The sequence below is a fragment of the Aureimonas psammosilenae genome (genome assembly GCF_009176975.1).
In the GTDB taxonomy this organism is placed as follows: domain Bacteria; phylum Pseudomonadota; class Alphaproteobacteria; order Rhizobiales; family Rhizobiaceae; genus Plantimonas; species Plantimonas psammosilenae.
Window position 1 is genome coordinate 1 of record NZ_WEZG01000027.1, and the last position, 14,222, is coordinate 14,222.

12 protein-coding genes and 1 pseudogene are annotated in these 14,222 nt (G+C 58.4%); 6 read left to right on the forward strand and 7 right to left on the reverse strand.

All coding sequences use genetic code 11. The features are described from left to right. Window positions 1–180 precede the first annotated feature (180 nt). Complete coding sequence (locus tag F9929_RS23340; RefSeq protein ID WP_193227893.1) at window positions 181–984, reverse strand: AbiJ-NTD4 domain-containing protein; 804 nt, start codon at window positions 982–984, stop codon at window positions 181–183. Between the two features lie 226 nt (window positions 985–1,210). Between F9929_RS23340 and F9929_RS23345 the strand changes: the two genes are divergently transcribed. The 4 genes and pseudogenes from F9929_RS23345 (at window position 1,211) to F9929_RS23360 (ending at window position 5,186) form a co-directional block, all read left to right on the forward strand. Further along, complete coding sequence (locus tag F9929_RS23345; protein ID WP_268915692.1) at window positions 1,211–1,633, forward strand: NUDIX hydrolase; 423 nt, start codon at window positions 1,211–1,213, stop codon at window positions 1,631–1,633. A 493-nt stretch (window positions 1,634–2,126) separates the two neighbouring features. Next, on the forward strand, window positions 2,127–3,836 hold the full coding sequence (locus F9929_RS23350; protein ID WP_152048963.1) for a putative bifunctional diguanylate cyclase/phosphodiesterase: 1,710 nt from the start codon (window positions 2,127–2,129) through the stop codon (window positions 3,834–3,836). Window positions 3,837–4,014: 178 nt separating this feature from the next. Beyond that, window positions 4,015–4,411: pseudogene (locus tag F9929_RS23355) on the forward strand (helix-turn-helix domain-containing protein); the annotation flags it as partial. A 58-nt stretch (window positions 4,412–4,469) separates the two neighbouring features. Further along, window positions 4,470–5,186 (forward strand): TIGR02117 family protein, encoded by a 717-nt coding sequence (locus F9929_RS23360; protein ID WP_152048965.1) that lies wholly within the window; start codon window positions 4,470–4,472, stop codon window positions 5,184–5,186. A gap of 12 nt (window positions 5,187–5,198) precedes the next feature. Here F9929_RS23360 and F9929_RS23365 read toward each other — a convergent pair whose 3' ends face one another. The 3 genes from F9929_RS23365 to F9929_RS23375 form a co-directional block, all read right to left on the reverse strand. Next, the gene (locus F9929_RS23365) at window positions 5,199–7,130 is read right to left on the reverse strand and encodes a methyl-accepting chemotaxis protein (protein ID WP_152048966.1); all 1,932 of its coding nucleotides are present in this window, start codon (window positions 7,128–7,130) and stop codon (window positions 5,199–5,201) included. Window positions 7,131–7,349: 219 nt separating this feature from the next. Beyond that, window positions 7,350–10,298, reverse strand: a complete 2,949-nt coding sequence (locus F9929_RS23370) for a GAF domain-containing protein (RefSeq protein WP_152048967.1) — start codon at window positions 10,296–10,298, stop codon at window positions 7,350–7,352. A gap of 79 nt (window positions 10,299–10,377) precedes the next feature. Then, on the reverse strand, window positions 10,378–10,770 hold the full coding sequence (locus F9929_RS23375; protein WP_152048968.1) for a response regulator: 393 nt from the start codon (window positions 10,768–10,770) through the stop codon (window positions 10,378–10,380). A 146-nt stretch (window positions 10,771–10,916) separates the two neighbouring features. Here F9929_RS23375 and F9929_RS23380 point away from each other — a divergent pair, with 146 nt between their 5' ends. Further along, window positions 10,917–11,282 (forward strand): response regulator, encoded by a 366-nt coding sequence (locus F9929_RS23380; protein WP_152048969.1) that lies wholly within the window; start codon window positions 10,917–10,919, stop codon window positions 11,280–11,282. Between the two features lie 9 nt (window positions 11,283–11,291). Here the strand turns inward: F9929_RS23380 and F9929_RS23385 are convergent, their stop codons facing one another. From F9929_RS23385 to F9929_RS23395, 3 genes are all read right to left on the reverse strand, one after another. Beyond that, the gene (locus F9929_RS23385; protein ID WP_152048970.1) at window positions 11,292–11,501 is read right to left on the reverse strand and encodes a hypothetical protein; all 210 of its coding nucleotides are present in this window, start codon (window positions 11,499–11,501) and stop codon (window positions 11,292–11,294) included. A gap of 1,211 nt (window positions 11,502–12,712) precedes the next feature. Beyond that, entirely contained in the window at window positions 12,713–13,132 is a 420-nt protein-coding gene (locus F9929_RS23390) for a PilZ domain-containing protein (RefSeq protein WP_152048971.1), read from the reverse strand. A 56-nt stretch (window positions 13,133–13,188) separates the two neighbouring features. Further along, entirely contained in the window at window positions 13,189–13,515 is a 327-nt protein-coding gene (locus F9929_RS23395; protein WP_152048972.1) for a hypothetical protein, read from the reverse strand. A 561-nt stretch (window positions 13,516–14,076) separates the two neighbouring features. Between F9929_RS23395 and F9929_RS23400 the strand changes: the two genes are divergently transcribed. Then, on the forward strand, window positions 14,077–14,222 hold a 146-nt coding region (locus tag F9929_RS23400), incomplete at its 3' end, for a recombinase family protein (RefSeq protein WP_193227892.1).

The following is a 14,222-nucleotide window of genomic DNA, read 5'->3' on the forward strand; positions in this document are numbered from 1 at the left end:
CACCGGGCGGCCTTGCGACAACAGCACGTCCACCTGCCGAAGCTTGGCGACGATCTCTTCAGGCCTGTGCTTCTTCTGTCCCATCTGGGCATCCTCCATCGGCTCAAAAGCCTACTTCAGCGAGGACCACTTTTCAGGGGGCAGACCAAGCGGTCGAAACGCGATAGTAGGCAACGAAGATCATGGCATCTTGCGAGCGAGGTAGGTGCAGATTGCCGCCGACACGGTGACGATCAGCTCCGCTTCCTCGAACGATGGTTCGCCCTGCTCGCGGACGTGTCGGCCATGTTCCGAGGTGTAGCCCCAGAGCTTCGTCACGGCCTGATCGAGCGGTGCCGGGATGCCATGCTGCTTTCCCTTGGTCCCGACGATTTCACCGAGGGTGGCTTTCGGATCGCCGGAGAGGGAGCGCGTCAGGCACTCGATCGCGCCCATCGCGTGATGCACCGCCCCCGTCCTATCGGGATGCGGCCGCCGCGAAATGTCCCGGATCGCCTCATGGATTTCCGATGCGGCGGTGGCCTGCTTCTTGGCGGCTAAAAGGGTTTGTGCCTCCACCGTGGCAACGTTGAAGGGCTCGGAACCGCGAGCGATGATGATGCCGTCCTGCATCTTCCACCCTGCCCCGTCCTTTAGGAAAAGCCGGTTGATGTCGTGTTGGAACGCCAACGCCGTCTCGTGACCGATGCCGTTGTCGTAAATCTCGCGCGCGAACAGCTCCGCTGCGTCGTAGACCTCGTTCCAAAGGCAGTCGTGTAAGAGGATGCGGCACTCTCCATCGACGTTCGGATATGGCGTCCAGTTGCTTGCGTCCGGTGCGACGAATAGGAGGCCGCATAGGATGCTGCGGATCGTGTGCGGGCTTAGGCCGTGCTTCTCCGCCAGCTCCACCAGCATCTCGCGGAGGTTACCGCTGGCGTCCTCACGATAGACGATTGGCCTCTCGGGAGCCTCGTATCCGTGACGTTCTGAAAAGCCTAGCATAGCGTCTGTTAAAATCCGAAACGGTGGTTTCGGATTTTAACAAGGTGATGCGAGCATCGCCAAGGTGCCGCCGCGGGTGGCCGATGCCGCTTTGCTCTGAATATCAAAATATTCGGAACAGTTTCGGCTATAGCATCACATCGGTTTCGTTCATCTTGAAATCGAACCTCAAACCGGATGCGTCGTGCCTGAAACAAAAACACATCGACAGATTGCAGCTCTGCCTGTGCGTTTGGGCGCTGACGATCGTTTGCAGGTGTGTTTGGTAACGTCACGCACTACGCAACGCTGGGTTATCCCGAAGGGTTGGCCAATGCGTGGCCTAACCGACGACGACGCTGCGGCGCAGGAAGCGCATGAGGAAGCGGGCGTGCGAGGTAAGGTCATGCCAACGCCCATTGGTCATTATGGCTACTGGCGGCGTGCTAAATCCGATTTCCGACACACCAAAGTTCTCACATTCGTTCTGCGCGTCAAAAAGCAGTCGGAGAACTGGAAGGAAGCGGGTGAGCGCCTTCAATGCTGGCTCGGCGTGCTCGACGCGGCCGATAGAGTACAGGACCCAGAACTCAGTTCGCTCATCGTGCGCTTGCCCGACAACAGGAAGGCATGTCGCTTCATTTTCAAAAAGAAGCCTTGGCTGTTTTGATGACAGGAGACGGCCGCTCTCGCTTGGATTTGGAAACGGCCAGTACAGAAGGGTTCTTTTGAGGTTACCGCAAAGATAGCTGGGCTGGCCAGTGGAAACATGGCAGCGAATGTTGCGACGAGAACCGCACAGATTGAAGGCGGTGCACGATCCCCGCTGTTTCGTATATTCTGCGCGGCGCTGGCGCTGGCCATCATGTTTCTCGCGCCGTATTAGACGTGATCGTGATCGCACTCGACAAGCTCACTGAATGGCTTGTACGGGGAGCCTGCCCACGTTCCTGCCGCAACCACGAGCGTGTGCCATGAGCGTAGTCTTGCGCTTCGGGAGGGATGGCCAAATTGGTCATCCTTCCTCGCTGGCTTGGCGCAATCGATGCTGAAAATTGCCTGGGTCAGCAAATTGCCTCCCCTTGTTTGTTGCGGTGGGGAGAGTTTGCAAGGTGTCCGTAACGTCGCCTCGGTTATTCGTGTGGTGTTTGGGGAACGATACGATGCCGAAGGCGATCTCGCAGGAAACGATGTACCGCCTTCTGATCGAAGCTGTGCGAGACTACGCGATCTATATGCTGGATCCTGACGGGATCGTTCTGAACTGGAATATCGGCGCTGAGCGGGCAAAGGGCTATAGCGCCCGCGAAATCGTTGGGCGGAACTACGAGTGCTTCTTTTCGCATGACGACCGAAAAGCGGCATTGCCGTTACGAAACCTAGCGACAGCTCTTCGAGAGGGCCACTACCTTCAAGAAGGTTGGCGATATCGCAAGGACGGATCGGCGTTCTGGGCCAGCGTCACACTTACTCCCGTTTTCGATGAAGGCGAGCATGTTGGGTTCGCGAAGATCACCCGGGATCTCACGCAGCAGCGGACGAATGCTCAGGAACTCGAGCATCAAGCTTCGCACGACGGCTTAACCGGCATCAACAACCGGGTTGGTTTCCTCGATCATCTTCAAAATGAACTGCCGCAGGTCATGTTTGGCGCAGCGCTTGCCGTTCATTATGTCGATCTCGACCGCTTCAAACCGGTGAATGACTCTTTCGGCCACGATGTTGGCGATGAGGTGCTGCGGACGGTCGCAAAACGTCTTTCTCTCGTTGCAGGCAACGATGGTGTCATCGGGCGTTTGGGTGGTGATGAGTTCGCCATTCTCCAACTTGGGTCGCCTGACGATGAAGCGATCGCATGGATGGCGGCGCGCATCGTGACGGCGCTGAACGAGCCGATCAAAATCGAAGGCAAGACGGCAGTTATTGGCGCGAGCGTTGGAGTGGCTCAGGCGCCGAAGCACGGAGCGGACGAAGCGACAATCCTGCGTAATGCCGACTTGGCTTTGTATAAAGCCAAGGAGGACGGTCGGAACTGTGTTCGGTTCTTCGATCCGTCGATGAATGAGCGAGCGCTGCAGCGCAGCGTCCTGGAAACCAAACTTCGGATTGCGGTCGCTTCGAACGATTTCGAATTGCACTACCAACCTGTCGTTGATGCTCAGACAAATCGCATCATCGGATTCGAAGCCTTGCTGCGGTGGCAGGATCAAACAGGGAAGAATGTCTCGCCGGCGGTTTTCATTCCGTTGGCCGAAGAACTCAATTTGATGGGTCAACTTGGCGAATGGGTTCTGCGGACGGCATGTCGGGCAGCAGCGGCTTGGCAGGATGATCTCGTAGTCTCCGTCAATCTATCGGCTACGCAGCTTTGCGATGAGAAACTCGTCAACACGGTACGGCTTGTGCTGGCGGAAACCGGGCTGCGTCCAGATCGTCTTGAGTTGGAGATCACGGAAACGGCGATCCTTGGAGACCTGGAACTGGCTTCGTATACGATCGGCTGCCTGCGGGATCTTGGCGTCGGTATAGCGTTGGACGATTTTGGCACCGGCTTCTCGTCCCTCAGCTTGGTGAAGCACTTGCCTTTGACGCGGATCAAGATCGACCGCAGCTTTGTTTCGGGCATCGACGACACACGCGAGTCGACAGCGGTGATCCGATCAGTTGTGTCGTTATGTGAAGGCTATGGTCTTTCGACGACGGCCGAAGGTGTAGAAACAGACGAGCAGAGGATCGCACTTGTTCTGAATGGTTGCAGTCATCTGCAGGGATACTTGCTGGGCCGTCCGCAACCCAGCAGCTACTGGCCTTCTCTAACAATTTCCGCATCGCACCGCGCAACGTCGCTGAAGGCGGTTTGGGAATTGACCTGACCTATTAAGGCAGCCCAGTTCAATTCTATTGCATAGTGGGCTCGAAATCGCCGGTGCAGCCGGTGATGGCACGGCGGCGGGCGCTGTGAACCGCACCGTGTTTCCCACAGGCCATTTGGTTTAAGTGCTTCGCGGCGACACGGACGACCTCAAGCTGAGCGTAGTATGCGGCTTCGGCATCCTGCATGTGCAAGGTTGTTCCATGCAGGAGATCGGGCGGCGCATTGGTCGCTCCTCCTCGACGATGTCCCGCGAGCTACGGCGCAACGCCGGCACCCTTAGCGGTGGACTGGAGTATCGCGTGACCACGGCTCGGTGGCATGTCGAGCGATCAGACCGGCGACCGAAAACAGCCAAGCTTGCGCTCAATCCTGCTCTGCGCGCCTATGTCGAGGACAGGCTGGCTGGCATCGTCACGGCCTCGAGCGGCGCCTTCGTTCCCGGCCCCTTCACCCAATGGAAGGGCCGTCGGCATGGAAAGCGGACGATATCGGCGATTGGCAAGAGCATGAAGCCCGGAACAGATCGCACGGCGCCTTCCCATCGACTTTCCGAACGACGAGACGATGTGCATCGGCACAACGCCCCTGAGCGATTTAGCCCCAACTCGCATTCCTCCGACGGACACACTGGATGATTGAACTTGTGCCCGAAGCAAAGAATGTCGGACGCCGGCTCGTTCGCCGTGCCCTGCTTGGCCTCGCCTCACTGGCGGTTACCCTTATCCTCGCGATTGTCCTCGGTACGATTGTCCCGCTCAGCCCCGAACATCCAGCCAATGGCGGTCAAAAGCACCACCGTATTCGGATAGTCGCGAGCGCGATTCACACCGATATTGCCCTTCCCGTCGACATAGGCCTCGTCGAGCGCTTTGGGTTTCTGCGAAACGCCGGCCTTCCCGTCGAGCGTGCGAACTGGTTGCTTATTGGGCGCGGCGGTCGCAGCTTCTATTTGGAAACGCCGAACTGGAGCGATCTGAAAACTGAGCCGCTTCTCCGTGCGCTGACGCTGGATACTGCCGTGATGCATGTCGGTCTTGCTGGACCATTTGAGCCAGATAGCGCTACCCGCGAATTCGTTCTGAATGATACCGACTATGAAGCGTTGCTCGCTTCGATAGAGAAAAGCTTTGCGTCTCGAGTTCCGATACCAGGCGCTGGCTACGGCGCTTACGACCGTTTCTTTGAGGCGACGGGCTCTTTCAACGCGTTGGTCGGCTGCAATGTATGGACCAGCGCGACACTTCGTCAGGCAGGTATCACAACGGGGTTCTGGACGCCGCTGCCTTTGACCCTTCGATGGTCTCTCGACCTCCATGGTACTCGAAAGGTTGTTGACGACCTCCAGTAGATCGATGCCCGATCAGAACTCAGCCCATGCATCAGATGCGGGTTTGATCTGTCCTGTTTGACGCGCTTGGCGAATGGGCGTCGAAGCCTTGCTCGGACGAGAACGGTACGATGCGAGCGTTGTAGGCCGCTTCGCGATCGCCACTCCATCCACCTCAGCGGCGGTGAGAAAGCGCCCGGTCAATTCCGCCAGCTCATCGGTTTCGCTCGATAAGGACTGCGCGGCAGCAGTCGTCTCCTCGACCATCGCGGCGTTCTGTTGAGTGACCTTATCCATTTGGTCGGCGGCCACCGAAACCTCCTTCAGGCTCACCGCTTGTTCGCGAGCTGCCATTGCCATATCGGTGATGACCTGGGACACGCTTCCAACCTGGTGAACGATCTGTTCCAACGAGTGGCCAGACGCAGATACCAGTGCCACGCCGCGCTCCACTTGAATGGTGGATGCTGAGATCAGACCCTTGATCTCTTTCGCCGCTTCGGCTGAGCGTTGAGCAAGTCCCCGCACTTCTTGAGCCACCACCGCAAAACCGCGTCCTGCCTCGCCAGCGCGAGCTGCCTCGACGCCTGCGTTCAGTGCGAGAAGGTTGGTCTGAAAGGCAATCTCATCGATGACGCCAATGATCTTGCCGATCTCCGTTGATGAGCGCTCGATCGCCGTCATCGCAGATACCGCCTGCCCGACGATCAAACCGCCCTTCTCGGCTTCTTTCTGCGCGACTGCGGCAGCGGCTTTGGCGTCGTCTGCGCTTTGCGCCGTCAGATTGACACCGTGAACGAGCCCCGACAAAGCGGCGACCGTTTCTTCCAAGCTAGCGGCCTGCTGTTCGGTGCGCTGGGAAAGATCGCCCGCCGCCACGGTGATCTCCTGCAAGCCGGTGCGCATGGAGCCGACGGCGCTCACCACACTGCCGATTGTCCTCTCCAACTGCTCGATGGAGACATTGAACCGAGCACGGATCGGCTCAAATTCGGCCGCAACAGGTTGACTCATACGAGCCGTCAGGTCGCCAGCAGACAGTGCATCGAAGCTGGTCTCGACCAGATGTACGAAGGCCTTCAGTTCCTCCGCCTTCACCTGATCGACAAGTAGACGATCCGCACGCAGCCGTTCGGACGCCTCGCGCGCTTCTTCGGCTTTGGCTTCGACGTCTCGCGAACGAATGCCATTATCGCGAAACACCGCAACCGCCTTCGCCATAGCACCCACTTCGTCCTGTCTGGACGTAAAGGGAACAGCAGCCGACAGGTCGTCTCGCGCCATATTGCCCATCAAGCTGGTGAGCGTGTTGAGCGGACGAAGCGAGCGAACGGACAAGAAGGCGATGAACGCTGCCAAAAGCGTTGCGGCAAAGCACAGACCGATCACGAGCATGAAGAAACCGGAGGCAGCCGCTTGCGTGCGACCGCCGATCTCCTTGTTGGCCGCTTCCTGCAAGTCGATAAACTGATTGATTCGGCGCAGCCATTCGGTGAACTTGGGCGATGCATCCCTCGAAAGGATTTGATGAGCCTCGTCCACGCGGCCTTCCCGTCGCAGTGAACTGACCTTCTCAATCAAGGGAAGGGTCTGTCCTTCGATCTCCTTGATACCGGCGACCATCGCTTTCTCTTCCATGGTTCCCTTCGAAACGATGTCATCCAGCGGTCCAGCCGAAGCTTCATATTTCTTTGTGAGGCGATCGATGTCGGTGAAGACTTGCTCGCGAGCTTGCGGATCTTCCACCAGAACGACGTCGCGTAGGCTGATCGCCCGGTCGTGGACACTGCCCCGGAAATTGATGGCGTAGCGCTGTTTGACGCTGTTCACATCGTTGATCGTGCCAAGGCTGTCGCTGATCGCATCGACCTTGATGACGCTGAAAGCAGCCATGGCGATCATGATGCCGATCACGAAAGCGAAGCCAAGGGAAAGGCGTGTGGAGATCTTCAAATGATGCAACAAGGGATACTCGGGGAATGGCAGTCGGGGTTTGCCCGGTCATTCGCCGAGCATTGCGACTGTCATTTGCGCGCTCGGTGGAAGTTAGAAAGAGGCTGAGTGCTCCCGCCTTCCAGCGCAGTGAACGATTAGTTATCGCTCACATATTCATCGTTATGAATAAATGCGTCGATGGGAACCGACGTGATGATCTCCTGGATCACTTATTCGCAGCGCATGTATTCAGACGGCTTCTGGTTCATCCGTTGTCTGGAGTTCTGCAAGCGAGGCAGTGATGCGGCAGCGGACGCCGTCCGCAGCATAGGTCAGCTCAGACGAACTGCCGAGCGTGCCCGACAGACCCATCCCGATCAGCCGCGTACCGAAGCTTTTTCTGGTCGGCGGTGTTACGGGTGGCCCGTCGACCTCTCGCCATTCGAAGGTCAATTCCTGACGTCCATCGGCAGCAGCCTTCTCTACCGACCACTCGACGTTTATGTGTCCTTCGTCAGTCGATAACGCTCCGTACTTCACTGCGTTGGTCGCGAGTTCATGGACAATCAAGGAAAGGGTTAGTGCGGCCTTCGGTCCGATGTCGAGTTCGGGTCCGATGAGGTTCACACGACCTCCTGGATCATGCGGATCGACGGCGCTCAGAACGATGTTTCTCACATCGCCCGCATCCCGCTGCCCAACGAGTAGGATGTCGTGAGCCTTGGCGAAGGCACCAATGCGATCGGTCAAAGCCTTACGCGCTTGAATAAGATCCGGGGCCGTTCGGAGCGTCTGCGTCGCGATCGATTGGACGAGTGCGAGCATGTTCTTCAACCGATGAGCCAGTTCGGCGTTCAACACCGTCCGTCGCTCCTCGGCCTGTGCCCGTGCGACGGCGAGCTGCGTCCGGTCGGCGGTATCGCGAAGGAACGCTGTGTCGTCATTTGTCCAATCACGGACTTCGGCAAAATGGACGATCGCAACGCCCGCCAAGCGCCCGCGCATCAGGATCGGCACGTTGACCAGCGTCCGGACGCCGATAGCTTCAAGGGCGGCCGCACCCTCGCCGGCGGTGCGTGGGTCGTGACGGACGTCCCGGACAATCACGGTCTCGCCGTTCTTCAAGTCCTCGATATACGTCCCGAAGGTGCGGAAGCTGTGATGACCAGCGACGCTCGGCATCGCCGGCGCACACCAGTCCTGTTGAACAACGACGGTTTCTTGGTCGGGGTCGACGATGCCGAAAGCAGCTCGCGTGGCGTTCAAGGCTCGGCCGACAATCTCGGAGGCTGTCAAACTGAGGGTCGAAACACTCTCGCTTTCGCGCAGACGGTCGCCGAGGACGAGGAGCGCTTCGCGCTGGCGTTCGGCGAGCACGCGCTTCGTGACTTCCATGAAGAGCACCACGAAGCGGTCATCACCCACCGGCTGGCAGATGCCATCGTACCAACGATCCAACAAACCAACCTGGCGCGTGAAGCGGATCGCCTCACCGGTTTCAACGACATCGGCGAACTCTTTGACCCAAGCGTCCTCGATGCCAGGAAACATCTCCCGGATCGTGCGTCCGACAGCTTGTTTTGACGGGATCCCGACAAGATCGCCCCACGCCCGGTTCACCTCTTCATAAACCCAGTCGACAACCTGTCCTTTCTCCCCGCGGAGAACGCGGCCGAGGATGAAACCCTCCTCGAGCTGCTCGAAGAGGCCTCGCCATTTGACCTCGCTTTCCTCCAGCTCACGACGGCTCTTCTCGAGCGCCTTCCCGGCCAGGTGCTGTTCGGTGCGGTCGCGGACGATCTTGATGAAGCCGAGATGCCGGCCATCGTCGTCCATAAGCGGCATCATGTTGCCGCTGGCGTAGAAGCGTGTGTCGTCCTTGCGCAGGTGCCATCGCTCGTCGACCGCTTGGCCATCACGCAACGCTTGCCGCATCTCGACTTTCACCCGGCCCGCTTGCCGGTCTTCGGGCGTGAAGAAGAGGTTCGCATGGTGCCCGACAATTTCATCGGCCGACCAGCCGAAGATCCGCTCCGCCCCGGTGTTCCATTCCGTGATGATGCAGTTGAGATCGGTCACGATGATGCCGAACTCCGTGACGCTTTCGAACGTCCGGCGGTAGCGGTTCTCCGCTTCCTTCAGTGCCTGGCGTCCCTTCACCTCGGCAACATCACCGAAGGCAGAAGCAACCAGCCCGGCCAGCATCTGCGTCATGACGACATCGCGAGGCGAGAAGGCGTCGGCTCTGGTGGAATGGACCTTCAAAGCGCCGATCGGTTCGCCCCGCCGTGTTACGGGTACGGCCACGAGTGATCGGATGCCGAGCTCGCGTGCCAAGGCGTGATCCATGTCCGGATCGACCTCGGTATCAGCGCAGTAGAGCGGCCGCTCGGACAAGACAGCCTTGCCCGACAGCGTTGCTTCGATCGGAACCCTGATGCCTTTGCGTTTAAAGGACGACCCGGACACCGTGTCATAAACGAGGTGGTCGCCGTCGCGCAGTTCGATAACAGCGCCTTCGGCCGCATCGACCACGCGAAGCGCGCCATCGGTGATCGACTGGAAGACAGTCGCCAGATCAGCCTTGGCAGACGCGACGGCCTGCTGTGTGGCGATCATCGCTTCAAATCGTGCCGCCTCAGCCAATGCAACACGCTGTTCGGCATCCCGACGTTGCATCATCTCTTCGCGTTCGGCGAGCGCACGTCGCAAGTCGAGCTGGGCCATGACCTGTCCCGCAAGGGCCCTCAAGCCGTTCCTTTGCGCATCCGTCAGCCCCTCTTGTCGGGGGGTATGGTCGATGACGCAAAGCGTTCCGAGCACCTGGCCTTCAACAGTGGCGAGCGGCGCTCCAGCATAGAAGCGAAGATGGGGTTCGCCCGTCACAAGCGGATTGGTGCTCGTGCGTGGATCGAGTGTCAGGTCAGGGATTTCAAGGATCTCGGTTTGCCCAAGGGCGTGACGGCAAACGGAACTATCGAGGTTGGTCTCACATGGTTCGAAGCCAACCCTTGCCTTGAACCACTGGCGGTTACGGTCAACGAGACTGACAAGCGCCACAGCCGTGTTGCAGACATGCGCTGCAAGGCTTGTGATGTCGTCGAAGCCTCGCTCTGCGGTCGTATCAAGGATTTGATAGCTGCGAAGAGCCTTCAGACGGGCTTCGTCCTGTTGCCCGTCCCGTTCTGGAATTTGCACTTCGCTTCAGGCCCGATACTCGAATGTCCCCTGAACATTCCGAAGCGCATCGCGTCTGGAAGTGCAATGCCTTTCATCGTCAGCTTTGGGATGAAACCGCGGGAAGACTGCGAAACCCAGCACCCGCTAGTTCGCGAAGCACCTGCACCGCCTGGAATGGCTTCGACACGAAAGCGATAGGATTGCAGTCCGAAGCCGCTGCTCGTTTCTTTGCTTCGAAATGGGAGGAGATGAAAAGCGAGCGGATGCCATGTTCGCGGTAAAGGCGGCAGGCAGTTTCCACGCCATCGGAACCGCCCCTCAACCTGATGTCCATCGTGGCGGCGTCGGGCCTCTGCTGTTCGGCAAGGGCGAGCGCTGAAGGCATATCGGCTGCCGTCCCTATCACCTCGAACCCTCCTTCCTGCAGCATCTCTTCCAGGTCGAGAGCGATGAGCGGTTCGTCCTCAACGATCAGAATGCGAAACAGCATCGGACCTCCTTTTGTTGAGAAGGTTTGCTTGCAATGGGTCGTTCCGCTGATTTCAGGATTTCTTAATCGCAGCAGCAGCTTGCGTTGATCCGGTCTCGCGGTAGGTAGGCATGACCGAGATATGACCAAACCGGAAGCTGCCCATCATGAGAACTGCAGACATCGCTGTTCTCGTCGTTGAAGACGAACCACTGATCCAGATGGATGCTGTCGACTTCCTTGAGGATGCAGGTTTCAAGGTCTACTTCTCGGGAACGGCGCGAGAGGCCATCGCCTGCCTGGAGAACTTTCCTGACATCCGGGTCGTGTTCACGGACATCAATATGCCGGGCGATATGGATGGCTTAGCGCTGTCGAAATCGGTTCGCGATCGCTGGCCGCCCGTGCATATCATCGTCACGTCGGGTAAACGCTTTATCGGCAGCGCCGAACTACCATCGGATGCCGTGTTTATCGCCAAGCCCTACCGCTACGACCGGATCGTCGAGCAGATCCTGCAGATGGCAGCCTAAGCCGAACGCTCAGATCTCGTATTCGGGCGGAAACTTTCCAGTTTGGCAAAGCACACGCCTGTTCGCGCCGTCGACATCGGTGGCAAGCGCCACCATTCCATCTGCATTTTGCCCAAGCCAGAACGCAGCTTGCCGAGCCTCGTCTTCCGACGCATGTCCGGTTTCGCGCACAGTCCAGTTGGACCCGGCCTTCGTGAACACGCGGACGACGTAGCGCATGCCAAGCACGACCATTAAACGCGGTCGACGGGCATTCGGCTTTCGCCGCTATCGGATTGGCCGGCATCACTCTGCCGGCCACTGTTGCTGTGTGTGAAGATGCCGAGCCCCACGACGGTGATGATTTGGGCGGTGAGGGCCAGGTACAGGGAGCTCTTCAGCATGTGCTCACGCGACTAGATGACCGCTCCGAACGACAGTCCGACATATTTGGTTGCTGGTCGAACGCGTACGTCCTTCGAACATTTTAGCCTGCAGGGGATGCAGGAGATTTAAGACATGTCAGATCAAACAGTTGCTGAGGGTACTGTCGCATTTGGCGAAGGGCGAAAGCGGGGTTCCAATCCGTATGATCCGAACTCCAAGGCTTGGCATCACTGGCGGGACGGATGGGATCAAGCCAACGCAGCCGCTCAGGCAGATCTAACGAATGCCAGCGCAGGGACGCCCGATTTTCTCGTTGTTTACCGGAGTTCAAACGGCGACGATTGGCTTTTTGGACGAGATGCCACCAGACAGGACATTGTCGTCCACCGCCCAAACCGATCTTCCGGTGGATTGGAGCGGTCCATGCCAGTGGCTGAATTTTTGGAGCACAGTGGCGCAAGCCCTGAAGCAGATGCAGTACGGGCCATCATGGCAGCCAGAAACCTTTGAACGCCATCAGGTAGTTCTGTTGGTGAAAATAACGCCAGGCGCTGCACAGCAGCTAGACACTCATTGGGGAAAGTAGGATATCCAGAGCATGGCTTGAGGCTATCGCAGCTTCGCCGGTTGGTGGGCGCCAAGCTCGCTTGGGACCGTTGCTCTGGGAGGATGCAACGGTCCTTCCCTTTTGCGAAGCTTTCGCGGTCATCGGCAATTCTGCACGGCTGTTATGCGGCAAATGCACTTCTGGGAAAGGTTTGAAGCGCATAGTTTATCGATATTGAGTTTCGCTCGAACCCATCCTCCTCCCAGGGTTTGAGTGGACTGACCGAAGGTCCTCCCCCTTCGGTCGAGCCGTCCTCTTCTCCTCCCAAGCGAGGGCGGAAAGCTAAGCGCCCACCGGTCCTCCCCCGGTGGGCGTTTTTGTTAGGTCTACCCAACAAGCGCAGCATCTTCAGAATTACCGAAGTCATGGTTTTGGGTGTGGTCTGACGGTCGCGCCACGCCGCGCAGGCAGTGGCTTGAAGGGGACTTTCGCCACGTCACTCCATGTCGTGGAGCCTTCACGCTTTCCGTTGACTGCGAAAAACAACACGATCCAGAACCTGCTCAACGGCGCGATTAACGCGACGACGCAACGGTGAACGCCGTTCTGTCGTGCCGTAGGCCACTTCGAGCAAAAGTTCGTCGCGGAAAAGCGTCTCCATGAGTGTGTTGGCAATCTCGTCACGAAGCGGATCCAAGAATTCCACGCCGATACCGGTCTTTGTCACGCGCGCCAGACGACTGGGATAAGTCAACGGACTATCGCCAATCATCAGTTCGAACTCACGCGGGATCGAACGGTCGGTGTCGACCCGGATCAAGGCGCCGTAAGCTGTGAGGTCGAGAATACGACATTCATGGGAGATCCCTTCTTCTCCGAAAATGACGATCCGGCCTTTCAAATTGCAAACCTCACGTTCGGCTCGACGTTTTTCCATAGTCCTGACAGTCCACTTACCTGGATAACTGGCCCAATTCGTTTGATGAGATGGGCCTAGATCGGCGCTTGGCCGGGCTGCAGCGAGGTGTTTGGCTCGGCTATGCGCCGGCGGAAGGTCGGCAGTCGATCAACGGAAGGCGATGCCGAATATCGCTTGCGGCGACCCGCGATCATCATCGGGATGCTGGCAAAGCTGGCGATGCACGCAATGGCCATCATCAGGCCGATGCTGGGGTTCTCTTCCAGGGCCGTGGTGTAGAACATCAGCCACCATTCGTAGAGAAACGTTGGCGGTGCGATCGCAAAGCAAATTGCCCCCGCCCAGCCAAGGGTCCGAAAGTGGGTTGTCTCGTATCGGTTGCCGCCGTTGTCGGACGTCATGGGACGCTCCTGTGCGATGGTTAGAGCGAGTTTGCGCTACCGGTGATTAGGGTCTGCCAGCGAACGTGCTGGCGTAGGATCGAAGGTATGCGGGAGACAAGACCCGACCGTCTTCCCGCATGACCCATGGCCAATCCTTGGTCTGCGCCGGGTTTTCGAGGAGCGAGGAGGCCCATTTCAGTGCTTCACCGAAATCTCCGCAAAGGTGCGGCGACTGCCGCGTCGCGACCGCAGCTGGTTCTGCGGCCCAAACGGACAAGAAAGGACCGACATGCTCGTCACCGAGCGCGGTCAGGGTTTGGGAAGGAGACATCGTGGGCGATCGCCAAAGCGTTCAGATGGTAACCAAACCCCGAACGACGCTTATCCGATCCTCATTAGTTTTTGGGGGTACGTCAACTCCAACCCAAAGCTACCCCGCATCGAACGACGTAGCATAACGGTATACCGATATGGAGCCTTCCGGCGGAACACGCGAAATCGTCCCATAGCGGTCGGTTTTCCGATCTGGTACGACCCATTCGTCCGAACCACCCTTCCGGTACGATCTCGAGCCTGTCCATGCCCCGTTTCGGCTATGCCCGCGTGTCTTCCACCGATCAGGACCTGACGATCCAGCTCGACAAGCTGAAGAGCGCCGGTTGTTCGGTGATCCGGTCGGAGAAACTGTCGGGCAAGTCGGTGGAGGACCGGCCCGAGCTTGCCAC

What these genes read in the sequence shown, in the direction of transcription:
- F9929_RS23340 (WP_193227893.1), bottom strand. Translation starts at nt 984, where the DNA reads ATGCTAGGCTTTTCAGAACGTCACGGATACGAGGCTCCCGAGAGGCCA.
- F9929_RS23350 (WP_152048963.1), top strand. Translation starts at nt 2,127, where the DNA reads ATGCCGAAGGCGATCTCGCAGGAAACGATGTACCGCCTTCTGATCGAA.
- F9929_RS23360 (WP_152048965.1), top strand. Translation starts at nt 4,470, where the DNA reads ATGATTGAACTTGTGCCCGAAGCAAAGAATGTCGGACGCCGGCTCGTT.
- F9929_RS23375 (WP_152048968.1), bottom strand. Translation starts at nt 10,770, where the DNA reads ATGCTGTTTCGCATTCTGATCGTTGAGGACGAACCGCTCATCGCTCTC.
- F9929_RS23380 (WP_152048969.1), top strand. Translation starts at nt 10,917, where the DNA reads ATGAGAACTGCAGACATCGCTGTTCTCGTCGTTGAAGACGAACCACTG.
- F9929_RS23385 (WP_152048970.1), bottom strand. Translation starts at nt 11,501, where the DNA reads ATGCGCTACGTCGTCCGCGTGTTCACGAAGGCCGGGTCCAACTGGACT.
- F9929_RS23390 (WP_152048971.1), bottom strand. Translation starts at nt 13,132, where the DNA reads ATGGAAAAACGTCGAGCCGAACGTGAGGTTTGCAATTTGAAAGGCCGG.
- F9929_RS23395 (WP_152048972.1), bottom strand. Translation starts at nt 13,515, where the DNA reads ATGACGTCCGACAACGGCGGCAACCGATACGAGACAACCCACTTTCGG.